The following is a 22,633-nucleotide window of genomic DNA, read 5'->3' as shown; positions in this document are numbered from 1 at the left end:
TGTTTACTGTAACCGTTAACACGGTTGCTATGCGTATAACTAGAATACAAGAAATTCCTCTTTGACTGGCCAATAGCGATATTGGCCTCTTTTTTTATCCCTGCGGCTGCAGCATCGCCGGCAGGTTATCCTCGCCATACAGGTGCAATGCGCCAACCGCCACCACATAGTCCCCGGCCGGCAGCGCCTCCAGCTGTCGCCGCCAGTCGCGATTGCGCTGGTGCATCAGCACGTCGTACAGCCCGGCGCTGAAGGTGGCGGGCAAGGTGTCCAGCGTGCCGCGCGGTTTGGCGTCCAGCCACCAGCTCACCATGGTTTGCAGCAGCCGCGCGTTGGTGTGCCAGTGCTCCAGCGTATCGCGCAGCAGCGCAATGCCGCCTTCCGGCAGCTGTTCCAGCATCGTCAGCTGCTGCTGCGTCCCTTCCAGTTCGATCACCGGTTTGTCCTGCGCCCGGGCGGCCTGCAGCAGCTGATAGTCCACGCCATACTCTGCCCGCAGCCCCAGACGCTGAGCCTGGCGCGCCTGCATCATCAGCGCCACCTGCCAGCCGGGCAGGGTGGCGAAGGCGTGCGGATCGGCGCCCAGCTCATGGCACAGCGCCAGCAGCCGTTGATATTCTTCGGCGGACAGGCGCTGTTCCAGCTCCGGCTGCAGCTCGGCGTGGTCGAAAGGCGAGGCGGCGTCGGTGATATCGGCTTCGACGATCAGCGCGTCGGCCTGTTGCAGCCGGGCGGCCAGCCGGGGCGGCAACGGTGACATATCGACGGTGCCCATATGGATGCTGCCCACCAGATGCAGCCGACGATCGCCCGGCAGAGTGATGTCCAGCGCCGGATAGGCGTAACGTTTGGGCGAGATCAGGCCGAGAAAGGCGGCGAGACGGCGTAACAGTTGACCCATACGGCGTGGCTCCTGAATAACGGGTGCGCGTTTCAGCATGAAAAGCGAGGGAAAATCGTCATTCATGCTAAACGCTATCCGCCGCGCAGGGAAGCCCGGAAAACAGCGGGGCGCCATGACGGCGCCCCGGCGATCACTTCCTGGGTTTAAAACGCAGCAGCCGGTTGGCGTTGCTGACCACGGTAATCGACGACAGCGCCATTGCCGCGCCCGCCACTACCGGGCTGAGCAGCGTGCCAGTCAGCGGGTAGAGCACGCCGGCGGCGATTGGAATGCCCAGCGTATTGTAGATAAAGGCGCCGAACAGGTTCTGCTTCATGTTGCGCAGCGTGGCCTTCGACAGCGCTACCGCATCCGCCACGCCGTGCAGGCTGTGGCGCATCAGGGTGATGGCGGCGGTCTCGATGGCAATGTCGCTGCCGCCGCCCATCGCGATGCCCACGTCGGCCTGCGCCAGCGCCGGGGCGTCGTTGATGCCGTCGCCGACCATCGCCACGCGCTGGCCCTGCGCCTGCAGCTGCTTGATCGCCGCCGCTTTGCCGTCCGGCAGCACCCCGGCAATCACCCGATCGATACCGGCCTCTTTGGCGATGGCGTTGGCAGTCACCGGGTTGTCGCCGGTCAGCATCACCAGCTGATACCCCTGCTGGTGCAGGCGCTGCAGCGCTGCGACGCTGTCCTCGCGCAGCGGATCGCGAATGGCGAACAGCGCGGCCGGTTTACCGTCAACGGCCAGCAGCACCGGCGTCACGCCGCGTTCGGCCTGGGCGCGCATCGGCGCATCCAGCTCGGTGGTTGCGACCTGATGCTGTTCCAGCAGCGCGGCGTTGCCCAGCAGCAGCTGCACGCCGTCGATCTCCCCGCTGACGCCGGCGCCGCGCAGGGTGCGGAACTGCGCGACCTGCGGCAGCGTTTGCCCGGCGGCGCGTTCCATGATGGCGCGCGCCAGCGGGTGGTTGGAGCCTTGCTCCAGCGCCGCGGCCCAGCCGATCGCCTGCTGCTCGCTGACCTGATTGAAGGTCAGGATCTCCACCACCTGCGGCTTCCCTTCGGTCAGGGTGCCGGTTTTGTCGAACACCAGGGTGTCCAACTGGCTGGCCTGCTGCAGGGCGTCGGCGTCGCGTACCAGCACGCCGAACTCCGCCGCGCGGCCGACGCCGGAGATGATCGACATCGGCGTTGCCAGGCCCAATGCGCATGGGCAGGCGATGATCAGCACCGTGGTGGCGATCACCAGCGTATAGACCAGCTGCGGCTGCGGGCCGAAGAAGTACCACATCGCCGCGCTGAACAGGGCGATCGCCACCACCGCCGGCACGAACACCGCCGAGACGCGGTCGGCCAGTTGGCCAATCGCCGGTTTACTGCTCTGCGCCTGACGCACCAGTTTGATGATGCGCGCCAGCGTGGTTTGGCTGCCGATGGCGGCGGCGCGGAACAGCACGCTGCCGTCGTCGACCACCGTTCCGGCATGCACCGTATCGCCGGGGCCTTTTTGCTGCGGCACCGCTTCGCCGGTCAGCATCGCTTCATCGAGCCAGACTTCGCCCTGCACGATTTCACCGTCGACCGGCACGCGATCGCCGGTGGTCAGCCGCAGCGTCATGTCGAGCTGCACCTCCGCCAGCGGGATGTCGCGCTCGCCGTCGTCAGTCACCCACCGCGCGGTAGGCGGCGTCAGATCCAATAACCGCTCCAGCGCCTGCGAAGAACGCTGACGAGCGCGCTGCTCCAGCGCATGGCCGAGGTTGATCAAACCGATGATCATCGCGCTGGCCTCGTAATAGAGGTGGCGAGCCTCCATCGGGAAGAAATCAGGCCAAATGTTGACGGCGATCGAGTAAAGCCAGGCGGCGCCGGTACCGAGCGCCACCAGGGTATCCATGGTGGCGCTGCCGTTCATCAGTGCGCGCCAGGCGTTGCGGTAGAAGTGCCCGCCGGCGAATACCATCACCGCCAGGGTAATGACGCCGACCAGCAGCCAGGGGCGCTGGGTTTCCGGCGTCAGCGTCATGCTGCCGCCGAACAGTCCCCAGGCCATCAGCGGGATACCCAAGGCCAGGCCCAGCACCGCCTGCCAGCTAAAGCGCTTCATGTTGGCGCGTGCGGTCTGCTGCTGGCGCTCGCGGCGTTCGGTCTCGTCCTGAATCATCTCGGCGCCGTAGCCGGCTTTTTCCACTGCCGCCACCAGCGCCTGCGCATCGGCGCCGCCGGTCACCAGCGCGCTGCGTTCCGCCAGGTTGACGCGCGCATGCTCTACGCCGGGAACGCTTTGCAGCGCCTGCTGCACTTTATTGACGCAGCTGGCACAGGTCATGCCGCTGAGCAGCAGCTGTACGCTGTCGTCCGCGCCGTCGGTTGCCGGAAGGGAAGGTTGCGCCGCTGGCTGAACGTCCGGCAACGAAGGTGTTGCGTCAGTCAACGGCTCAGTTTTTGGGACGACGGCACCCGCCACGCTGGCGTGATAACCGGCATCCTCCACCGCGGCGATCAGCGCCTGCGGATCGGCATCGCCGTACACTTTCGCGCTGTCGATCTCGACGTCGGTAGCGAACACGCCCGGCACGGCTTCCAGCGCTTTGCGGGTGCTGCCGACGCAGTGCATGCAGCTCAGGCCGCTCAGCTGCAGCTCGGTATCGGCGTGTGGCGCGACTTCGGCCTGATAGCCGGCGGCAATCACGCTATCGATCAACGCGCTGTCCGGCGCGTCGCCGGTCACTTTGGCGTAATGCACGTTAACCTCGGCCTGTTCGACATCGCTGCGGCTTTCCAGGGCTTTTTTCACCCGCTGCGCGCAGTTCATGCAGGACAGCCCCTGCAATGCCAGCATAGTGGTGTGTGACATGGTTGGACTCCTTGCTTAAAGGGCGGTGTTTAAAGGTTGACCGCCGGACCTGTTTTCACTAAGAATGGAGCTTAAACCTTCCAGCAAGGGTAAGGTCAAGGAGGGAAAATGAATATTAGCGACGTCGCGAAAAAAACCGGGTTAACCAGCAAGACGATTCGTTTTTACGAAGAGAAAGCGCTGATTACCGCCCCGATCCGCAGCGACAACGGTTACCGCCACTATTCCGCCAGGCACGTTGAAGAGCTGACGCTGCTGCGCCAGGCGCGGCAGGTGGGCTTCAACCTGGACGAGTGCCGTGAGCTGGTGGCGTTGTTCAACGATCCGGCCCGCCACAGCGCCGACGTGAAGGCGCGCACGCTGCAGAAGGTGGCGGAGATCGAAAGACACATCAGCGAGCTGGGAGAAATGCGCCAGCGCCTGCTGACGCTGGCGGAACAATGCCCGGGCGACGAGGGGGCGGAGTGCCCCATTATCAATAATCTGGCGGGGTGCTGTCGTTCGAATTAACGGCTGATGGCGCGGATCACCAGCGTGACCCCTTCTACCGCCACCACTTCCACTTCGGTGCCGGCGGGCAGATCTTCTGCCGCCTGCGCGCGCCAACTGCTGTCGCCGATATTGATGCGCCCCATGCCGTTGTGCATCGGCTCCGTCAGCGTGGCGCGGGTGCCGATCAGCTGGCGATTGCGCTGGTTGAGCACCGGCGACCCGCCGGATGCGGCCACCGGGCGCCGGCGCAGCCAGTACCACCACAGGTAGGCGACGACGACGGTCAGGACGGCGAAGATCATGCCTTGCCACGCCCAGGAAAGTTGCGGCAGCAGCCAGATCAGAGCGCCGACCAACAGCGCCGCCACGCCGCTCCACAGCAGGTAGCCGCCGGCGCCGAGCATTTCCGCCGCCAGCAACACGCCCCCGAGGGAGAGCCAAAACCACAGCGGATTCGCCGCGATCAGTTCGAGCATGATTATTTGCCTTTGCTTTCTTTCAGCAGCTCGGTAATGCCGCCGATCGAGCCGAGCAGGCTGCTGGCGTCCAGCGGCATCATCACCACCTTGCTGTTGTTGGAGGAACCGATCTTCTGCAGCGCGTCGGTGTATTTCTGCGCCACGAAGTAGTTCACCGCCTGAATGTTGCCGCTGGCGATGGCATCGGACACCAGCTGGGTGGCGCGCGCCTCGGCCTCGGCGGCGCGTTCACGCGCTTCCGCCTGCAGGAACGCCGACTGGCGTTCGCCCTCGGCCTTCAGGATCTGCGATTGTTTCTCCCCCTCGGCGCGCAGAATGGCCGCCTGACGCACCCCTTCCGCCTCGAGGATGTCGGCGCGCTTGGTGCGCTCGGCCTTCATCTGGGCGTTCATCGAGGCGATCAGTTCCGCCGGTGGCCGCACGTCGCGGATCTCGATACGGGTGATTTTCACCCCCCACGGATTGGTCGCTTCATCGACGATGTGCAGCAGGCGGCTGTTGATGCTGTCGCGCTGCGACAGCATTTCGTCCAGCTCCATCGAGCCGAGCACGGTGCGGAAGTTGGTCATGGTCAGGTTGACGATCGCCTGTTCGAGGTTGCTGACTTCGTAGGCGGCACGCGCCGGATCGACCACCTGGATAAAGCACACCGCGTCGATGGCGACGTTGGCGTTATCGCGGGAAATCACTTCCTGCGAAGGAATGTCCAGCACCTGCTCCATCATGTTGATTTTGCGGCCGATGCGGTCCATGAACGGCACCACCAGGTTCAGCCCCGGCATCAGCGTTTTGGTGTAGCGGCCGAAGCGTTCTACCGTCCATTGGAACCCCTGCGGCACAATTTTGACGCCGGCGAACACCACAATCAGTGCGACGACGATCACGATGGGAATAAAAGTAAGCATGCAAACCTCCTGTCAGACATATGTAAACAGATATTACGACAGCGCCGGAAAAATGCCTACTGATACCGCGACTTAATCCAGGGCGCCGACCAAACCCGCGATCAGCGGATCCCGCGTCTGGAACAGGCTGATAAGGGTACGCACCGCTTCGCCGCCGCGAGCGTCGGACCAGGCCAGCGACAGGGGAGAGGGCTGGCGCGGATATTTGAGCTGCTTGGCCACCAACTCGCCGCTATCAAGATAAGTTTGGCACAGTTGGCGCGGAAGGAAACCGATCCCGAGGCCGCGCAGATGGCACTCCAGCTTGGTGCGCAGATCCGGCACCTTGATCTCCTGTTGGCCCGACAGCAGCCAGGCGGTGCGCTTGGCCAGATGGCGCGCGGTATCTTCGACGTTGATCGCGGCGTAAGGGCGCAGCTGCGTTTCGTTCAACGGATCGGCTGCATTGGCCAGCGGGTGTGTCGGCGAGATGGCGAATACCCAATTGACCTTGCCCAGCGGCAGCACCTTGATGCTGTTTTCCAGCGATTCATTGCCCGCCGCGCCGATCGCCAGATGGCAGTCCTCATTCAGCAGCGCATCCCACACGCCCATGTACACCTGGCGGGAAATGTGGAATTGGGTGAACGGGTATTTGTCGTGCAGGTGGGTCAACAGCCCGGCCACGGCGGCGGCGTCGTACAGCAGGTTGTTGATCACGATATTCACCTGATGCTCTACGCCGTCGTTGATTTGCCGCAGTTCGCCCGGCATGGCGTCCAGCCAGGTGTGCCACTGGCGGCAGCGTTCCAGCAAATACTCCCCGGCCGGCGTCAGGTTGACGGTGCGGGTGGTGCGGATAAACAGCTGCGTACCGATGCTCTCTTCCAGCGTTTTAATGCGGTAGCTGATGGTGGCGGTGGTTTTATGCAGCAATTCTGCCGCGCGCGAGAAGCTTTGGCACTCGGCAACTTTGATAAACGAACGAATGGTTTCGTGATCCAGCATGTGGGGTCCTTGGCTGACACCGCCTTTTCGGTTATCGGTGAGAAGAATCTACTGATGTTGCGGCGCGATAGGCAGCGGCAAAGCCCAACCCCACGATCCCGGTCACAGAATCATCCGATAGCGATGAACGTGCGCCGCCCCATTTTACCCGATGATGAATTAGGCGGTTTTTTAATTCATTGATTTAAAGCAACTAATATTGCTCTTCGATCGTAAAGTGTGCTGATGATCTTATTGTGGAAAAATTTTCCAAAAAATGCTGTCAAATTCGCCAAGCGCTGTCTAGAGTGAAGGCGTTGGGTGAAATATCGCCGTTCAATCGTCGCTGGGTCATGCGCTTGGGAGAATCACATGGATTTAGTCATCGAAGAATTAACGCCGGCGGCCTTTGCGCCTTATGGCGATGTATTGCAGATAGAGGGCTCGCGCTTCTTTCATATCAATGACGGGAAAACCGAGCGTTATCACGATCTTGCCAAGATAGAGGTATCCGACGGCAACCGGGTGCTGGCCAGCATCAACCGGGCGGAACCCAGCGAGCTACCGATGACCTTTTCCCTGTTGGAAAAGCATCCGCTCTCGTCGCAGGCCTTTGTGCCGATGAACGGCGAACGCTTCGTGGTGATCGTCGCCGAACCGGGCGACACCATCCCCGTCGGCACGCTGCGCGCTTTTATCACCAACGGCAAACAGGGGATCAACTACCATCGCAACGTCTGGCACCATCCGCTGTTTGCCTATGCGAAGGTCACCGACTTTTTCACCATCGATCGCGCAGGCGCTGACAACTGCGTGGTCAGCCGCTTGCCGGAGCCGTATCGCATAGTTTTGGCATAGCGCTGGCCGCACGCCGCGCAGGGCGTTTATCATAGCGTCACCCATGCCGTTACTGACAAAGGAAGCTTGAATGACCGAATTACGCAGGAAAGGACGACCCGCCACCGAAGCCGGCGCCACCAAAGGGGCGCAGGCGTTGGATCGCGGGCTGGAGATCCTCCAGTACCTGGCCAACGCCGGGGGGAGCTCGTCGGTTTCCGTGCTGTCCGAAAAGCTGGAGCTGCCGCTGTCCACTACCTTCAGATTATTGAAAGTGTTGGAGAAATCGGAATTCGTCTTTCAGGATCCACAGCTGGGCTGGTGGCATATCGGCATTCAGTCGTTCACCGTCGGTTCCGCTTACATGAACGATCGCGACGTAGTATCGGTGGCCGGGCCGTTCATGCGCCGGCTGATGCTGCTGTCCGGCGAGACCGCCAACCTGGCGATCCGCAACAATTTCGACGCGGTGCTGATTCGTCAATGCGAGTGCCAGGCGATGGTGCGCATGTGCGCGCCGCTGGGCAGCCGCTTGCCGCTGCACGCCTCGGGCGCCGGCAAGGCGCTGCTGTACCCGCTGGCGGAAGAGGAGATGCTGGATCTGATCGTGCGTTCGGGGCTGCAATCCTACACGCCGAAGACGCTGACCAGCGTGAACCTGCTGCGTAAGGATCTGCATCAGTCGCTGGCGCAGGGCTACACCATCGACGATGAAGAGCACGCGCTCGGCCTGAACTGCCTGGCTTCGGCGATTTTCGATCGCAACAACAACGTGATCGCCGCCATTTCCATCTCCGGGCCCAGTTCGCGGGTCGGCAAGGAGCGGTTCAAGGAGCTGGGCGAACTGGTGGGTGAGGTGGCCAGAGACATCAGCGCCGCGCTGGGCGAATCGCGCAGCAAGGCATAAACGTCGCGCGCCGGGCTGAACCGGCGCGGAGCAAGACTCCCCGTTTGATGAGCAAACGGGTTTTTTTGACCGTAATTTTAAGTTGGAAAAATTTTCCAATAAATTAAGGAGAACATCACATGGCAATTATGCGAGCGGTAGACGCGGCAATGCACGTGCTGGAAAAAGAAGGGATCACCACCGCGTTCGGCGTGCCCGGCGCGGCGATCAACCCGTTCTACGACGCGATGCGGCGGCACGGCGGCATCAAACACTACCTGGCGCGGCACGTGGAAGGGGCCTCGCACATGGCGGAAGGCTACACTCGCGCCGCCGCCGGCAACATCGGCGTGTGCATCGGCACTTCCGGCCCGGCGGGCACCGACATGATCACCGGCCTTTACTCCGCCTCCGCCGATTCGATTCCGATCCTGTGCATCACCGGCCAGGCGCCGCGCGCGCGTTTGCACAAAGAGGATTTCCAGGCGGTAGACATCGAATCGATCGCCAAGCCGGTGACCAAGATGGCGGTCACCGTGCAGGAACCGGCGCTGGTGCCACGCGTGCTGCAACAGGCGTTTCACCTGATGCGTTCCGGCCGGCCGGGGCCGGTGCTGATCGACCTGCCTTTCGACGTGCAGATGGCGGAGATCGAGTTCGATCCGGACACCTACTCTTCACTGCCCGCCTATAAGCCGGCGGCTACCCAGGCGCAGATCGACAAAGCGCTGGATCTTCTGTGCGCGGCGAAAAAGCCGTTGATCATCGCCGGCGGCGGCATTCACAACGCCGATGCGGCGGATCTGCTGCAGCAGCTGGCGGAGATCTGCAACGTGCCGGTGATCCCGACGCTGATGGGCTGGGGCGCCATTCCGGACGATCACCCGCTGATGGCGGGTATGGCGGGCCTGCAAACCTCGCACCGCTACGGCAACGCCAACCTGCTGGATTCTGATCTGGTGTTCGGCATCGGTAACCGCTGGGCCAACCGCCACACCGGGTCGGTGGACAAGTACACCGCCGGGCGCAAGGTGGTGCATATCGATATCGAGCCGACGCAAATTGGCCGGGTGATCTGCCCGGATCTGGGCATCGTTTCCGACGCGCGCATCGCGCTGCAAATGCTGGTGGACGCGGCGCAGCGCCGCTTCGAGCGCGGCGAGTTGCCGAATCGCGACGCCTGGTGCGCCGCCTGCCTGCAGCGCAAGCAAACGCTGCTGCGCAAAACCCACTTCGACAACGTGCCGGTCAAGCCGCAGCGGGTGTATGAAGAGATGAACCGCGCCTTCGGCCGTGACGCCTGCTACGTCACCACCATTGGGCTATCGCAGATCGCTGCCGCGCAAATGCTGCACGTTTTCGAACCGCGCCACTGGATCAACGCCGGCCAGGCCGGCCCGTTGGGTTGGACGTTGCCTGCGGCGCTGGGCGTATGCGCCGCCGATCCGCAGCGCAAGGTGGTCGCGCTGTCGGGCGACTATGATTTCCAATTTATGATTGAAGAGCTGGCGGTCGGCGCGCAGTTCAAGCTGCCCTATATCCACGTGTTGGTGAACAACGCCTATCTGGGGCTGATCCGCCAGGCGCAGCGCGGGTTCGATATGGATTACTGCGTGCAGCTGTCGTTTGAAAACATCAACAACGCGGAGATTGGCGAGTACGGTGTCGATCACGTCAAGGTGGCGGAAGGGCTGGGCTGCAAGGCGCTGCGGGTGTTCAAACCGGAAGAGATCGCGCCGGCGTTCCGTCAGGCCCAGGAACTGATGCAGCAGCACCGGGTACCGGTGGTGGTGGAAATCATCCTGGAGCGCGTCACCAATATCTCCATGGGTACCGAGCTGGATAACGTCAATGAGTTTGAACCGGTGGCGGCAACGCCGGAAGACGCACCGACCTCGGTCAACTTCTTTGATTACCGTTGAGGAATCTCGCCATGCCGAAATTTTCAGCCAATCTGTCCATGCTGTTCACCGAAGTCGATTTCCTGCAGCGCTTCCGCCGGGCGAAGGAGCAGGGCTTCAGCGCGGTGGAATATATGTTCCCTTACGACTACCCGATCGCCGCGCTGCGCAGCGAACTGGAGGCGCATCGCCTGAACCAGGTGCTGTTCAACCTGCCGGCCGGTGACTGGGCGGCGGGCGAACGGGGCATCGCCTGTTTACCGGGGCGCGAAGCGGAGTTCCGCGACGGCGTCGGGCGCGCGATCGAGTATGCACAGGCGCTGGGCTGCGATCGCATCAACTGCCTGATCGGCAATCCGGATCCCGCCGTCAGCCGCCACACCACCGACGAACGGGTGAAGGAGAACCTGCGCTACGCCGCCGACACTCTGGCGCAAAAGAATATCCGACTGCTGATCGAACCGATCAACCGCTACGACATGCCGCAGTTCTACCTGCAAACCTCCCGGCAGGCGATCGAACTGATCGAAGCGATCGGCAGCCCCAACCTGTATCTGCAGTACGACCTTTACCACATGCAGCGCATGGAGGGAGAGCTGACGCAGACCCTTGAGCGCCTGCTGGCGAAGATCGACCACATTCAGGTTGCCGACAACCCGGGGCGGCACGAGCCGGGCACCGGCGAAATCAACTGCGAGTTTATCTTCGCGCAGCTGGATCGCATGGGTTACCGCGGCTGGATCGGCTGCGAATACAAACCGCTCACCACCACGGAAAGCGGCCTGTCATGGATTAAAAAATACCTGTCTTGAGGAGATGAAAATGAACGTGGGATTTATTGGTCTGGGCATCATGGGCGCGCCAATGGCGGAAAAGCTGCTGGCGGGCGGGCATACGCTTTATGCCCACACCCGGCATGAGGTACCGGCGGCGCTGCTGCAACAAGGGGCCATCGCCTGCCGCGATCCGCAGCAGGTGGCGGATGAGGCGGACGTGATCTTTATCATGGTGCCGGATACGCCGCAGGTGGAGGAGGTGCTGTTTGGTGAACGCGGCTGCGCCACCGGCAAGCTGAACGGCAAAGTGGTGGTGGACATGAGCTCCATTTCACCGCTGGAGACCAAGCGGTTCGCGCAGCGCATCAACCAGCTGGGCGCCCGGTACCTGGACGCGCCGGTTTCCGGCGGCGAAGTGGGCGCCAAGCAGGGCACGCTGACCATCATGGTGGGGGGCGAGGAAGCGACCTTCGAACGGGTGCAGCCGCTGCTGGCGCTGATGGGCAAGAATATCACGCTGATCGGCGGCAACGGCGACGGGCAAACCTGCAAGGTCGCCAACCAGATCATCGTGGCGCTGACCATCGAAGCGGTCTCCGAGGCACTGGTGTTCGCCTCGCGCGCCGGCGCCGATCCGGCCCGGGTGCGTGAAGCCCTGATGGGCGGCTTCGCCTCGTCGCGCATTCTGGAGGTGCACGGCGAGCGGATGATCAAGCGGGCGTTCGCGCCGGGGTTCCGCATCTCGCTGCACCAGAAGGATCTCAACCTGGCGCTGCAGGGCGCGAAGGCGCTGGCGCTCAGCCTGCCGAATACCGCCACCTGCCAGGAGCTGTTCAACGTCTGCGCCGCCAATGGCGACGGCGAGCTGGATCACTCCGCGCTGGTGCGGGCGCTGGAAATTATGGGCAACCACCGGGTGGCCGGCTAAGGCGCCCGCCGGCATTTAATTTGCTGGCTTATCATTAGAATCAGAGATGTTCGACATTAATAACGCCCTCTTTATGATAAATAAAGAGGGTCCCCGCCAATCCAATAAAAAATGATTCAGCACAATAAAAAGTAAAAAGCAGGATGCCAACCCAAGGAGACACTGAATATGGCAACCGATAATGCTGTTATTGATAAAGATATTCTTACCGCCCCTGACAAAAGTCGTTTATATCGAAAAATCGCCTGGCGCATTATGCCCATTCTATTAGTGAGCTATATCGTCGGTTATCTCGACCGGGTGGGGATTTCGTTTTCGAAATTCCAAATGATGCCCGATATTCTGAACGGCAACGTCTCGATGGCTGAAGCCGTTTACGGGCTGGGGGCCGGGGTATTTTTCATTGGCTATATCATCGCCGGGGTACCCAGCAACATTCTGCTGAGCCGCTATGGCGCCAGAAAGATCATCGCGCTGCTGATGGTGGTGTGGGGGGCGATCTCGATGCTGAGCGTCTTTATCACCAACCCCTGGCAATTCTACCTGGCGCGTTTTCTGCTGGGGCTGGCGGAGGCCGGTTTTTACCCCGGCGTGATCCTCTACCTGACGCTGTGGTTTCCCTCCAGCCAGCGCGCCAAGATGACGGCGCTGTTCGTGTGCGGCATCCCGGTCAGCAACATCATCGGCGGCCCGCTGTGCGGGTGGATCATCGAGCACATGAACGGCCTGATGAATCTCTCCGGCTGGCAGTGGCTGTTCTTTATCAGCGGCCCGCGCGCGCTGCTGATCGCCATTGTCATCTTCTGTTTCCTGGATAATACCTATCAGAGCGCCACGTGGCTCAGCCCGCAGGAGAAGGCATTGATCAAAGAGGATATGGCGCAGAGCGCGCCGCGTCAGGGCGCCGCCGGCGGGCAGGAGTGGACGATGAAGAGCATGCTGAGATCGTCCGCGTTCACCAAAATGTGGCTGATTTGCTTCTGCACCGTGATGGGCCAGGGCGGGCTGGCGTTTTGGGTACCGACCATCATTCGCGACACCGGCGTGACCTCGGTGATGGATATCGGGTTGCTGACCATGCTGCCTTACATGCTGGCGGTGGTGGCGATGCTGGTGGCCGCGCGCAGTTCGGACAAGCATCGCGAGCGGCGCTGGCACATCATCGTACCGTTCTGCATCGCCGCAGTGTCGCTGATCTTCATCGGCCTGTTCCCGGACAACAAGCACGTGGTGATGGCGGCGCTGTGCGTGGCGGTGGCGTCGAGCCTGGTGCCGTCGCCGCTGTTCTGGAGCCTGCCGAACGCCATTTTTACCGGCACCTGCGCTGCGGCGGGCATTGCGCTCATCAATTCCATCGCCAATATCGGCGGCTTTATTTCGCCTTATATCATCGGCTATTTCAAACAGCTGACCCACAGTAATTTAGTGGCGATGTGCGTCTTATCGACAATGATGATACTGGGGGCGATATTAACCTACAGCGTGCCGGCAAAATGGGTCAATAAATAACACTTCCCGTCATCTTCATTAAATAATCGGCAACAGTTTTATTTTATTTCGCCATGCATTCCTCATCTGATTAATTCAGCGGGGGAAGGCATGGCCATTTTTATTTCCGTTCGAATAAAGGATGCATCATGAAAATTGTTATTGCACCGGATTCATTTAAAGAAAGCGTTAGCGCGGAACGGGCGGCGCGGGCGATCGCGCGCGGTTTTCACGAGGTTTATCCCGATGCCGAGTGCGTCTGCCTGCCGATCGCCGACGGCGGCGAAGGCACGGTGGACGCGCTGGTGGCCGCTACCGGCGGGCGCAAGGTGAGCGTGACCGCCACGGGGCCGTTGGGGGAACGGGTGGCGGCATTTTATGGCGTCAGCGGCGACGGCAAAACGGCGGTGATCGAAATGGCGGCGGCCAGCGGGCTGATGTTGACGCCGGCGGAGCGTCGTAACCCGCTGCTGGCGACCAGCTACGGCACCGGCGAACTGATCCTGCATGCGCTGGATCAGGGCATTCGCCACCTGATCCTCGGCATCGGCGGCAGCGCCACGGTGGATGGCGGTGTCGGCATGGTGCAGGCGCTGGGCGGGCGTTTCTACCGCCCGGACGGCAAGACGCTGCCGTGGGGCGGCGGCGAGCTGGCGACGCTGAGCGGAATCGATCTCAGCATGCTGGACGCACGCCTGCGGCAGTGCCGGATTGAGGTCGCCTGCGACGTAGACAATCCGCTGGTGGGGCCGCGTGGCGCGGCGGCGGTGTTCGGGCCGCAGAAGGGCGCGACGGCGGCGATGGTGGCGCAGTTGGAGCAAGGGCTGGCGCAGTATGCCGAGGTGATCCGCCAGAGCACCGGCCAGGACGTGCGGCAGGTCGCCGGCGGCGGGGCGGCGGGCGGCATGGGGATCGCCTGCCAGGTGTTCCTCGGCGCAACGCTGAAGCCGGGCATCGAGATCGTGATGGCGGCGCTGGGCCTGGAGCAGGCGCTGGCGGAGGCCGATCTGCTGATCACCGGCGAAGGGCGCATCGACAGCCAAACGCTGGGCGGCAAGGCGCTGTCCGGCGTCGCCCGTCTGGCGCGGGCGCGCGGCCTGCCGGTCATCGCGTTGGCCGGCGTGGTGGAGGAAGGGGCGGAAGCGCTGCACGCGCAGGGAATCGACGCGATGTTCAGCATTCTGCCGCGTCTGAGTACGCTGGAGGTCGCGCTGTCGCAAGGGGAACTCAACCTGCAGCGCAGCGCCGCCAACGTCGCCCGCGTAATGCGCATCGGCCGGCGATTGGGATAAAAAAGAAGGCCACGCTGCGCGAGCAGGTGGCCTTGGTTTTGGCGGCGAAGCGCTTACGGCTCGACGTCGCGGTTGCAGTCCTTGGAGTAGATGTAGCTGAAGGTTTCCTGGCCCACCGCATAGCCCGCCTGCTGCACATAGGCGCCCATGAAGATGTAGTCGCCTTGCTTCACCGGCATCCATTCATTGTCCAGGTTGTACACGCCGGCGCCGCTGAGAATGTAGGCGCCATGCTCCTGCACGTGGGTCTCGATGTAGCCGTGGCTGGCACCGGGGGCGAAGGAGAGGATGTGCATGTTCATGTCGAAGCCCAGATCTTTCGGCAGCAGATCCTGCAGGATCACCTCGCTCATGCCCTCGTAGTGGATCTGCTCCAGGTTGGCGACGTTGTTGCTGACCACGTGCGCCTCGTAGCCTTTGATGCGCTGATAGCGGCGTTTGTAGAGGAACAGGCGGCTGGATTGGCCACCGTTGGCGTTTTCCAGCCGCAGGGTGACGCCCGCCGGGCAGTAAAGGTAGCCGCCGGCGGTCAGCGGGTAGTCGGTGGCGTCGGCGGAAGCGGTGATGGCGCCGTCGATGACGTACACGAAGGTTTCGAGCTCTTCGCCGCCAAAGCCTTTGGTATTGCGGCCGCAGTCGTGCAGCGTCACCAGATAATCGACGAAGGTGGCACCCAGTTTCGGCGTCGACAAGATGGTGACGTCGCAGTTTTCAAAACCGGGAATGACGTTGCGCACCAGGCCGTTCGGCGGGATCAGCGCATAGTTGCCGCGTTTGATGATGGCGCGCGTTGACAGAATGTCGGTTGGATAACCGGTTTGATTGTTGAAGTAACCCACGTTGATTCTCCTGATCGTTGAAAGGGCGCCGCGGCGGCGCCCGGTAAAAAAGCGCCGTCAGGCCTCGGTGGCCGTTCGAGCTGCCGTAGTGCGTTTCATCAAGACGTTGACGGTGAAGAAAATGGCGGTGCCCACCAGCAGGATGGCGGCGGAGATGTAAAAGCCCATCACCTTGGAGCCGGTGCTGTCGGAGATCACGCCGGTGAGGAAGGGGGCGATCACCGACGAGGACATGCCGAAGAAGTTGAACACGCCGAAGCTGGTGCCATAGCCTTTCTTTGGCGCGTTGTCGGCGACGAAGGAAATCATGATCGGATCGACCGCCAGCTTACCCAGCAACCCGTACAGGATCAGGCTGATCAGCAGCATGGTGGAGTCCGGCGAAATGACGGTGCAAACCAGCATCACCGCCGCGCACAGCTCGAGGAAAATGATCAGCTGCACCTTCTTGTTGCGGAAACGGTCGGACATGCGGCTGAAGAACAGCGCGCCCGGCACCGAGGCGAACGCCACCAGCGCGGAGGAGAAGCCGATGGCCACCCCTTCAAAGCCGCGCTCTTGCTGCAGGAACGAGGGCAGCCAGGTGACTATCATGTAGTAGCCGTAGCAGGTGGCAAAGTACATCGCGTAGGCGGAGATCATGCGCAGGCTGAACAGGCCGCTGGCCTGGCCGTCCTCTTCGGGCGCGATCGCCGTCGGTGCAACGGTCTGGCTGACGGCCACCGGGGCTTGGGGCTGCGAGCCTTTGATGACCACGGCGAACACCAGCGTCATCACCACCAGCAGGCCGGTGATGATGAACAGCATGATCTGCCAGTTCATGTTGAAGCTTTTCACCAGCAGGCTGGAGGCGATCAGGCCGATCGCCATGCCGAGCGCCGAGCCGCTGTTGATCACCGCGGTCGCCAGGCCACGGCGTTCCAGCGGGATATTCTCCGACGACAGGGAGTAGGCCGAGCCGTAATAAGAGCCGCAGCCCATGCCCGCCAGCAGGCTGCCGGCATAGACCATGGTCAGACTGGTGGCGTTGCCGATCAGCAGCGTGGCGATGATGAACAGGCAGAAGCCCGGGATCAGCACCACCTTCTTGCCGAATTTGTCCACCAGGATGCCCGCCGGGATCTGCATCCCGGTGTAGGCGAAGAAGTAGAAGCTGGCGATCAGCCCCATTTCCGCATTGGAGTGCGCGCCGATGGTTTGTTGGATCTCGGGGAAGATCGGCGTCAGGACGGTGCGATAGATCCAGATCACCGCCCAGCCCAGACAGAGCACGACGACGATCTTTTTCCAGTAGCGCGGGTCGATATCGTTGCTCATGCCTCGGCCCCCTGTTCGGTGTAGGCCAGCTGATACAGCGTCTGCGCCAGGATTTTCACCCCTTCGTTCAGATCGGCGACGGCGGTTTTTTCCGCCGGGTTATGGCTGATGCCGGCGATGCTCGGCACGAACATCATCACCGTCGGCACGCGCGGGGCGAAGATTTGCGAGTCGTGTCCGGCGCCGCTGTGCATCATGCGGTAATTCAGCCGCTGCGTTTCGCACAGGCGGCTGACGCAGGCCACCAGCTGTTCGTTCATCGGGATCGGCGCTTCGTCCATCCACAGATCGATCTCGACCTCGATGCCCATCTCGGCGCAGATGCGCTGGATATCCTGCTCGATCTCCTGCGTGAAGCGCAGCAGCGTGGCCTGATCGGTGTGACGACAGTCGAGGGTGAAGTGGGTGAAGCCCGGCACCACGTTGACGGTGTTTGGCTTCGGCTCCACCTTGCCGAAGGTCAGCACCAGCGGATCGCCTTCGGCGCGCGCCTTGGCGATCGATTCGCAGCAGATGCGGCTGAAGGCGTGCACGGTATCCCGGCGGTAGCTCATCGGGGTGGTGCCGGCGTGGTTGGCTTCGCCCTGCAGCCGCACGTCATAGCGCCGTTGGCCGACGATGCTGGTCACCACGCCGATGGTTTTGCCTTCGGTTTCCAACACCTTGCCCTGCTCGATGTGGATCTCGACGAAGGCCGCGATGTCGCTGCGCAGCGGCTGATGCGGCGGAGGGAAATCGAAGCCGGCGTCGCGCATGGCGTTGACGAAGCCGACGCCCTTGGCGTCCGTAATGTGCTGCACGTCTTCCCGCCGGGCCAGGCCGACGATGTTCTTGCTGCCCCAGAACACATAAGGAAAACGGCTGCCTTCTTCTTCCGCCAGCGCGATGACTTCCAGGCTGCGCAGCGGCGGGCCGTAGGTGTCCTTGAGGTGTTTGATCGCCATGAAGGCGGCTTCGATGCCGAACTGGCCGTCGAGGTTGCCGCCGTTGACCACCGTGTCGATGTGCGACCCGGAGAGAATCACCTGGTCGGGGTATTTGCTGCCCTCCAACCGGCCGAACAGGTTGCCGACTGCATCAAAATGGGTGTTCAGCCCGGCGGCCTCGAAGGCGTTTTTCAACGCGTGCTGCGCTTCGATCCATTCCGGGGTATAAAGCAAACGCGTCATGCCGCCGCTGGGGTCGGCGCCGATTTTCGATAACCAGCCGGAAATATCACGGATTTCTTGTTGGAAGTCTTTCATGTTTACCTGCCCGCATGTTGTGTCTCAGCGGCGATGCGGCCAGGGCGGGGATATACGCCACCGGCCGACCTATTGCGCTGAGCGCGCTGATGAAGGTTTTCTTTTTCTCCCCGGCTCTGACATATCAACCGCGAGCCGCGGCGCAAAAAGCCCACGATAATAAGAGTGCGTTAACTGGCGAAGGGATCTTTATGGTCGTAAGAGCGCTGGTAAATAGCATTTGAAATTAAGTATTGATAAATATCGTCGACGATTTCGATACCGTTTTTCTCGCTTTCCATTTCACGCGCATGGCTATTCTGCCCCGGGTAAAGCACTTTGCTGACGCCTGGCGCCGGTTTAACGGCATTCAATTCTTTCATGACCTGACTGATATTTTTACGGAATGCGGATTCGTTGGTGAAATAACCCGGGTTCAGCACGATATGCAATTGGCCCAATTCCCGGCCGGCGCTGAGATCGTGATACATCGAGCTGACGTGTTTGCCGAACGGCAGGCCGAGCAAAATGCCCGACAGCACGTCGACCATCATCATCAGGCCGTAGCCTTTCGGCCCGGCGATCGGCAGCAGCCCGCTGACGGCGAACGGATCGGTGGTGTGCTTGCCCTCGGCGTCCACCGCCCAGGTGTCGGGAATGGCGGCGTTGCGCGAACGGGCGTCCAGCACTTTGCCCCAGGCCTGCACGGTGGTGGCCATATCGAAGGTGATCAGCTCGTCGCCTTCGCCCGGCGCGGAGAAGGCGATGGGGTTGGTGCCGTAGTAGACTTCGGCGCCGCCGTACGGCACCACCATCGGATCGGACTGGCACAGCGAAATGCCGACCATGCCGGCGCGCGCCGCCTGCTGCACGAAGTACGACAGCGCCCCGCTGTGGCCGATGCGGCGCACGCCCACTACCGCCACGCCGTTCTCTTTCGCCATCTCGATGGCGCGATCCATGCTCAGCTTGGCCGCCACGTGCCCGGCGCCGTTGTCGCCGTCGAAAATGGCGCTGCAGGGGCCGGTTTTTTCAAAGGTGAAATGCGGGTGATTGTTGGTGCCGCCTTTGCTGATACGTTCGGAATAGTATTCGACCCTGACCGCGCCGTGGGAGTGGATGCCGCGCGCATCGGCATGAACCAGCACATCGGCGACGATGCCGGCGTGTTCCTGGCTCAGGCCGGCGGCGTGAATTTTTTGCTGGATAAGCTGATGTAATTGTTGTTTAGAGACCTTCATATACAGTCCTTTTATCACTACGGTTTATTTAATTCGCCTCTGCGTTGTAATGTATAAATACCGGGGGGGAATAATGTGATCCAGATGCGTTTTATCCGATTGGATTAAAAATTCGTTGAATTAAATTGCCATTGTTAGAAGTTTTTTTATAAATGCTTTTCCCCGTCTGGATTAACTAATATTGAAGTGATTAAGTTATTTTTTCTAACAATAGATAAAGTGTGACCGCACTCACCTCTGGGCGTGATTTTAATTTGTAGCTTGATAATTAACCTTTTCGCTGGATTCAATGCATCGCCGTGCCGCCGGTGCGGGAAATATTGCCGATATTATTAAATGCTGTCTTAAGGATATCACCATGATCCATGCTTTTATTAAAAAGGGGAGCTTTCAGGATTCCGTCAGCCTGATGTTGATCTCCCGCAAACTCAGTGAATCTCCCAAGGTCGAGGAAATATCCGTCATGATGGGGACGCCGGCCAATAAATCCTTATTGGAGGTGACCGGTTTCTGGCACCCGCAGTTTAGCGAAGCGACGCCGAACGATATTTGCGTGGCGATCAAAGCGGAGTCCGCCGACGAGACGATCGCCGAGGAGATCGGCGTGGCGCTGGAGACGGCGCTCAAGGCGATTGCGCAGGGGAGCCAGGGCGGCAAAAAACTGCTGCGGGCGCGCAGCTGGCGCACCGCCAGGCAGAAGCTGCCCGCCGCCAATCTGGCGCTGATCTCGATCGCCGGCGAATACGCGGCGGAGTTGGCGGATAGCGCGCTGGAAGACGGCTGCAACGTGATGATGTTCTCCGACAACGTCAGCCCGGCGCAGGAAGTGGCGCTGAAAACCAAGGCGCGTGAACGCGGGCTGATCGTGATGGGGCCGGACTGCGGCACCGCCTGCATTGCCGGCGCGCCGCTGGCGTTCGCCAACGTGGCACCCGCCGGATCTATCGGCGTGGTGGGCGCCTCCGGCACCGGCATTCAGGAGCTTATTTCGCAAATTACCCTGGCGGGCCAGGGCATCTCGCACGCTATCGGCCTCGGCGGGCGGGATTTGACGGCGGAGATCGGCGGCATCAGCGCCATCAGCGCGCTGCGCATGCTGGCGGCGGATCCGCAGAGTCTTGTGCTGGCGTTCGTGTCCAAGCCGCCGGCGCCCGAAGTGCGCCAGCGGGTGATCGACGAGATGAAAGCGCTCGGCAAGCCGGTGGTGGCGCTGTTCCTCGGCGCGCAGTCTGCCGTGCGCCAGGAGGGCAACATCACGTTCGCCGCCACGCTGGATGAAGCGGCGCGGCTGGCGGCGATGCTGGGCTGCGTGCAGCAACAGGCGGCGCAACAGCCTGCGGTGCCCGGCGGCAAAATCGCCGGGCTGTACGCCGGGGGCACGCTGGCGGCCGAATGCGCGATGCTGCTGGCGGAAAAACTGTCCCTGCCGGTGGATAGCGAGCATCCGCGCGGCGCCATGCTGGTGGCCGACGGCCATCGCATCATCGACATGGGTGATGACTTTTATACCCAGGGGCGCCCGCACCCGATGATTGACCCGACCGCCCGCAAGCAAGAGATCGCCCGCCTGGCGCAGCAGCCGCAGACCGGCGTATTGCTGCTGGACGTGGTGATCGGCTTCGGCGCTCAGGACGATCCGGCGGCGTCGCTGGCGGCCGAGGTGGCCAACGTGCGCGCGGCGCGCGGCGCGGCTCACCCGCTGGCGGCGATCGCCACCGTCACCGGCACCGAACAGGATCCGCAGCAGCGTTCGCGGCAAATCGCCACCCTGCAGGAGGCCGGCATCGCGGTAATGCCGTCGCTGCCGGCGGCGGTCGCGCTGGCGCATCAGCTGATTACTCCCGTCTTACCCGCACCTGAACGCGAACGGCCGGCCTTGCTGGACGGCGTCGCGGTGATCAACGCCGGGCTGCGCAGCTTCGCCGATGACCTGCAAACCAGCGATATCCCGGTGGTGCATTACCAGTGGGCGCCGGTGGCCGGTGGCGATCAACGATTAGCCAACATCTTGAAAAAATTAAAGTAAGGAACCGCTATGTACGCAACGATTGAGCAAGCAAACGCCGCCGTTATCGCCCGTATCCGCGAGGCGCGCCCGCACTGGCAGGATGTGGATCTGGCGCACCGGTTGATCCCGCAGCTGGCCGAAGGGCGCAAGCTGCTGCACGCCGGCCCGCCGGTCACCTGGCAAGAAATGAGCGGACCGGTGCGCGGCGCCTGCATCGGCGCCTGCCTGTTCGAAGGCTGGGCGCAGGATGAGCAGCAGGCGCTGACGCTGCTGGAGCAGGGGGAAATCGAGTTTATCCCGTGCCACAGCGTGAGTGCGGTGGGGCCGATGGGCGGCATCACCTCGGCCCACATGCCGATGGTGGTGGTCAGGAATACCGTTCACGGCAATTACGCCTACTGCAACATGAACGAAGGCATCGGCAAAGTGATGCGCTTCGGCGCCTACGGTGAGGACGTGCAGCAGCGCCTGCGCTGGATGCGCGACTCGCTGGCCCCGGTGCTGAAAGCGGTGCTGGCGACGCTGGACGAAGGGATCGATCTGACCGCGCTGATGGCGCAGGCGATCAGCATGGGGGACGAATTCCACCAGCGCAATATCGCGGCCTCGGCGCTGTTGATGCGCAGGCTGGCGCCGGAGATTAGCCTGCTGCCTCGCGATAAGGCGGAGCTGGCGCAGGTGATGCAGTTCCTCAGCATCACCGATCAGTTCTTCCTCAATCTGGCGATGGCCTACTGCAAGGCGGCGATGGACGCCGGGGCGGAGATTGAACAGGGCACCATCGTCACGGTAATGACCCGCAACGGCAAGAATTTCGGCATCAAGATCAGCGGCATGGGCGATCGGTGGTTCACCGCGCCGGTGAACACGCCGGAAGGGCTGTTCTTCTCCGGCTTCAGCCAGGCGGACGCCAACCCGGACATCGGCGACAGCGCGATCACCGAAACCTTCGGCATTGGCGGCGCGGCGATGGTCGCGGCCCCGGGCGTGACGCGCTTTGTCGGGGCTTCCGGCGGCATGAGCGCCGCCACCGACATCTCTGAGGAAATGGCGGAGATCTACCTCGAGCGCAACATGATGCTGCAGATCCCGACCTGGGACTTCCAGGGCGCCTGCCTGGGGCTGGATGCGCGCCGGGTGGTGGAAACCGGCATCACGCCGCTGATCAACACCGGCATCGCCCACCGCGAAGCCGGGGTCGGGCAAATTGGCGCCGGCACGGTGCGTGCACCGCTCGGCTGCTTCGAGAAAGCGATCGAAGCGCTGGCCGATAAGCTCGGCATTACGGCGTAAGCAAACGGAGGGGCGT

At 62.1% G+C, this 22,633-nt stretch carries 19 protein-coding genes; 10 read left to right on the top strand and 9 right to left on the bottom strand.

The genetic code is table 11. The features are described from left to right. Positions 1-94: 94 nt before the first annotated feature. Together FHU12_RS16335 and copA are read right to left on the bottom strand one after the other, a co-directional pair. Positions 95-901, bottom strand: coding sequence for a TraB/GumN family protein (locus tag FHU12_RS16335; RefSeq protein ID WP_141970560.1), 807 nt, complete (start codon positions 899-901; stop codon positions 95-97). Positions 902-1,034: 133 nt separating this feature from the next. Next, on the bottom strand, positions 1,035-3,746 hold the full coding sequence (gene copA / locus FHU12_RS16330) for a copper-exporting P-type ATPase CopA (protein ID WP_141970558.1): 2,712 nt from the start codon (positions 3,744-3,746) through the stop codon (positions 1,035-1,037). Positions 3,747-3,854: 108 nt separating this feature from the next. Here copA and cueR point away from each other — a divergent pair, with 108 nt between their 5' ends. Further along, positions 3,855-4,256: a Cu(I)-responsive transcriptional regulator gene (cueR, locus tag FHU12_RS16325; RefSeq protein ID WP_015376888.1), complete on the top strand. Its 402-nt coding sequence runs from the start codon at positions 3,855-3,857 to the stop codon at positions 4,254-4,256. On the opposite strand, the gene FHU12_RS16320 is transcribed toward cueR, so the two are convergent. The 3 genes from FHU12_RS16320 to allS all read right to left on the bottom strand — a co-directional run bounded on the left by FHU12_RS16320 (position 4,253) and on the right by allS (position 6,609). Beyond that, positions 4,253-4,714: an NfeD family protein gene (locus FHU12_RS16320; protein WP_141970556.1), complete on the bottom strand. Its 462-nt coding sequence runs from the start codon at positions 4,712-4,714 to the stop codon at positions 4,253-4,255. The two genes, cueR and FHU12_RS16320, sit on opposite strands and share 4 nt — an antisense overlap. A 2-nt stretch (positions 4,715-4,716) precedes the next feature. Then, complete coding sequence (locus FHU12_RS16315; RefSeq protein ID WP_004940203.1) at positions 4,717-5,622, bottom strand: SPFH domain-containing protein; 906 nt, start codon at positions 5,620-5,622, stop codon at positions 4,717-4,719. Between the two features lie 72 nt (positions 5,623-5,694). Next, the gene (allS, locus tag FHU12_RS16310) at positions 5,695-6,609 is read right to left on the bottom strand and encodes an HTH-type transcriptional activator AllS (protein WP_141970554.1); all 915 of its coding nucleotides are present in this window, start codon (positions 6,607-6,609) and stop codon (positions 5,695-5,697) included. 351 nt (positions 6,610-6,960) lie between these two features. Between allS and FHU12_RS16305 the strand changes: the two genes are divergently transcribed. The 7 genes from FHU12_RS16305 to FHU12_RS16275 all read left to right on the top strand — a co-directional run bounded on the left by FHU12_RS16305 (position 6,961) and on the right by FHU12_RS16275 (position 14,696). Beyond that, the gene (locus FHU12_RS16305) at positions 6,961-7,446 is read left to right on the top strand and encodes an ureidoglycolate lyase (RefSeq protein WP_141970552.1); all 486 of its coding nucleotides are present in this window, start codon (positions 6,961-6,963) and stop codon (positions 7,444-7,446) included. Between the two features lie 70 nt (positions 7,447-7,516). Continuing rightward, positions 7,517-8,332: an HTH-type transcriptional repressor AllR gene (gene allR / locus FHU12_RS16300; protein ID WP_038875050.1), complete on the top strand. Its 816-nt coding sequence runs from the start codon at positions 7,517-7,519 to the stop codon at positions 8,330-8,332. 119 nt (positions 8,333-8,451) lie between these two features. Then, positions 8,452-10,233, top strand: coding sequence for a glyoxylate carboligase (gcl, locus tag FHU12_RS16295; protein WP_096241980.1), 1,782 nt, complete (start codon positions 8,452-8,454; stop codon positions 10,231-10,233). A gap of 11 nt (positions 10,234-10,244) precedes the next feature. Further along, positions 10,245-11,024, top strand: coding sequence for a hydroxypyruvate isomerase (gene hyi, locus FHU12_RS16290; protein ID WP_141970550.1), 780 nt, complete (start codon positions 10,245-10,247; stop codon positions 11,022-11,024). Between the two features lie 10 nt (positions 11,025-11,034). Next, positions 11,035-11,916, top strand: a complete 882-nt coding sequence (glxR, locus tag FHU12_RS16285; RefSeq protein ID WP_141970548.1) for a 2-hydroxy-3-oxopropionate reductase — start codon at positions 11,035-11,037, stop codon at positions 11,914-11,916. A gap of 255 nt (positions 11,917-12,171) precedes the next feature. Continuing rightward, a complete protein-coding gene (locus FHU12_RS16280) occupies positions 12,172-13,425 on the top strand; it encodes an MFS transporter (RefSeq protein WP_230490096.1) in 1,254 nt (417 codons plus the stop codon). Between the two features lie 128 nt (positions 13,426-13,553). Then, positions 13,554-14,696 (top strand): glycerate kinase, encoded by a 1,143-nt coding sequence (locus FHU12_RS16275; RefSeq protein WP_141970544.1) that lies wholly within the window; start codon positions 13,554-13,556, stop codon positions 14,694-14,696. Positions 14,697-14,749: 53 nt separating this feature from the next. On the opposite strand, the gene allE is transcribed toward FHU12_RS16275, so the two are convergent. From allE to allD, 4 genes are all read right to left on the bottom strand, one after another. Then, positions 14,750-15,535, bottom strand: coding sequence for a (S)-ureidoglycine aminohydrolase (allE, locus tag FHU12_RS16270; RefSeq protein ID WP_096241984.1), 786 nt, complete (start codon positions 15,533-15,535; stop codon positions 14,750-14,752). 57 nt (positions 15,536-15,592) lie between these two features. Beyond that, positions 15,593-16,852 (bottom strand): MFS transporter, encoded by a 1,260-nt coding sequence (locus FHU12_RS16265; protein WP_141970542.1) that lies wholly within the window; start codon positions 16,850-16,852, stop codon positions 15,593-15,595. Then, positions 16,849-18,096, bottom strand: a complete 1,248-nt coding sequence (gene allC, locus FHU12_RS16260; protein WP_141970540.1) for an allantoate deiminase — start codon at positions 18,094-18,096, stop codon at positions 16,849-16,851. The genes FHU12_RS16265 and allC overlap by 4 nt, the downstream gene beginning before the upstream one ends. A 170-nt stretch (positions 18,097-18,266) precedes the next feature. After that, positions 18,267-19,316, bottom strand: a complete 1,050-nt coding sequence (allD, locus tag FHU12_RS16255; RefSeq protein ID WP_015376901.1) for an ureidoglycolate dehydrogenase — start codon at positions 19,314-19,316, stop codon at positions 18,267-18,269. A 358-nt stretch (positions 19,317-19,674) separates the two neighbouring features. On the opposite strand from allD, the gene FHU12_RS16250 reads away from it, so the two are divergent. After that, positions 19,675-21,342 (top strand): acyl-CoA synthetase FdrA, encoded by a 1,668-nt coding sequence (locus FHU12_RS16250; RefSeq protein ID WP_141970538.1) that lies wholly within the window; start codon positions 19,675-19,677, stop codon positions 21,340-21,342. Positions 21,343-21,351: 9 nt separating this feature from the next. After that, positions 21,352-22,617, top strand: coding sequence for a YlbE family protein (locus tag FHU12_RS16245; protein WP_116286602.1), 1,266 nt, complete (start codon positions 21,352-21,354; stop codon positions 22,615-22,617). Positions 22,618-22,633: the final 16 nt, after the last annotated feature.

Origin of the sequence: Serratia marcescens (genome assembly GCF_006715005.1) — a bacterium.
In the GTDB taxonomy this organism is placed as follows: Bacteria; Pseudomonadota; Gammaproteobacteria; order Enterobacterales; family Enterobacteriaceae; genus Serratia; species Serratia montpellierensis.
The sequence above is the reverse complement of the archived record's forward strand: the minus strand, read 5'-3'. Positions and strand labels throughout refer to the sequence as shown.

Bases quoted from the DNA above. Each gene is read 5' to 3' on its own strand.
- FHU12_RS16335 (WP_141970560.1), bottom strand. From the start codon at position 901: ATGGGTCAACTGTTACGCCGTCTCGCCGCCTTTCTCGGCCTGATCTCG.
- copA (WP_141970558.1), bottom strand. From the start codon at position 3,746: ATGTCACACACCACTATGCTGGCATTGCAGGGGCTGTCCTGCATGAAC.
- cueR (WP_015376888.1), top strand. From the start codon at position 3,855: ATGAATATTAGCGACGTCGCGAAAAAAACCGGGTTAACCAGCAAGACG.
- FHU12_RS16320 (WP_141970556.1), bottom strand. From the start codon at position 4,714: ATGCTCGAACTGATCGCGGCGAATCCGCTGTGGTTTTGGCTCTCCCTC.
- FHU12_RS16315 (WP_004940203.1), bottom strand. From the start codon at position 5,622: ATGCTTACTTTTATTCCCATCGTGATCGTCGTCGCACTGATTGTGGTG.
- allS (WP_141970554.1), bottom strand. From the start codon at position 6,609: ATGCTGGATCACGAAACCATTCGTTCGTTTATCAAAGTTGCCGAGTGC.
- FHU12_RS16305 (WP_141970552.1), top strand. From the start codon at position 6,961: ATGGATTTAGTCATCGAAGAATTAACGCCGGCGGCCTTTGCGCCTTAT.
- allR (WP_038875050.1), top strand. From the start codon at position 7,517: ATGACCGAATTACGCAGGAAAGGACGACCCGCCACCGAAGCCGGCGCC.
- gcl (WP_096241980.1), top strand. From the start codon at position 8,452: ATGGCAATTATGCGAGCGGTAGACGCGGCAATGCACGTGCTGGAAAAA.
- hyi (WP_141970550.1), top strand. From the start codon at position 10,245: ATGCCGAAATTTTCAGCCAATCTGTCCATGCTGTTCACCGAAGTCGAT.
- glxR (WP_141970548.1), top strand. From the start codon at position 11,035: ATGAACGTGGGATTTATTGGTCTGGGCATCATGGGCGCGCCAATGGCG.
- FHU12_RS16280 (WP_230490096.1), top strand. From the start codon at position 12,172: ATGCCCATTCTATTAGTGAGCTATATCGTCGGTTATCTCGACCGGGTG.
- FHU12_RS16275 (WP_141970544.1), top strand. From the start codon at position 13,554: ATGAAAATTGTTATTGCACCGGATTCATTTAAAGAAAGCGTTAGCGCG.
- FHU12_RS16265 (WP_141970542.1), bottom strand. From the start codon at position 16,852: ATGAGCAACGATATCGACCCGCGCTACTGGAAAAAGATCGTCGTCGTG.
- allC (WP_141970540.1), bottom strand. From the start codon at position 18,096: ATGAAAGACTTCCAACAAGAAATCCGTGATATTTCCGGCTGGTTATCG.
- allD (WP_015376901.1), bottom strand. From the start codon at position 19,316: ATGAAGGTCTCTAAACAACAATTACATCAGCTTATCCAGCAAAAAATT.
- FHU12_RS16250 (WP_141970538.1), top strand. From the start codon at position 19,675: ATGATCCATGCTTTTATTAAAAAGGGGAGCTTTCAGGATTCCGTCAGC.
- FHU12_RS16245 (WP_116286602.1), top strand. From the start codon at position 21,352: ATGTACGCAACGATTGAGCAAGCAAACGCCGCCGTTATCGCCCGTATC.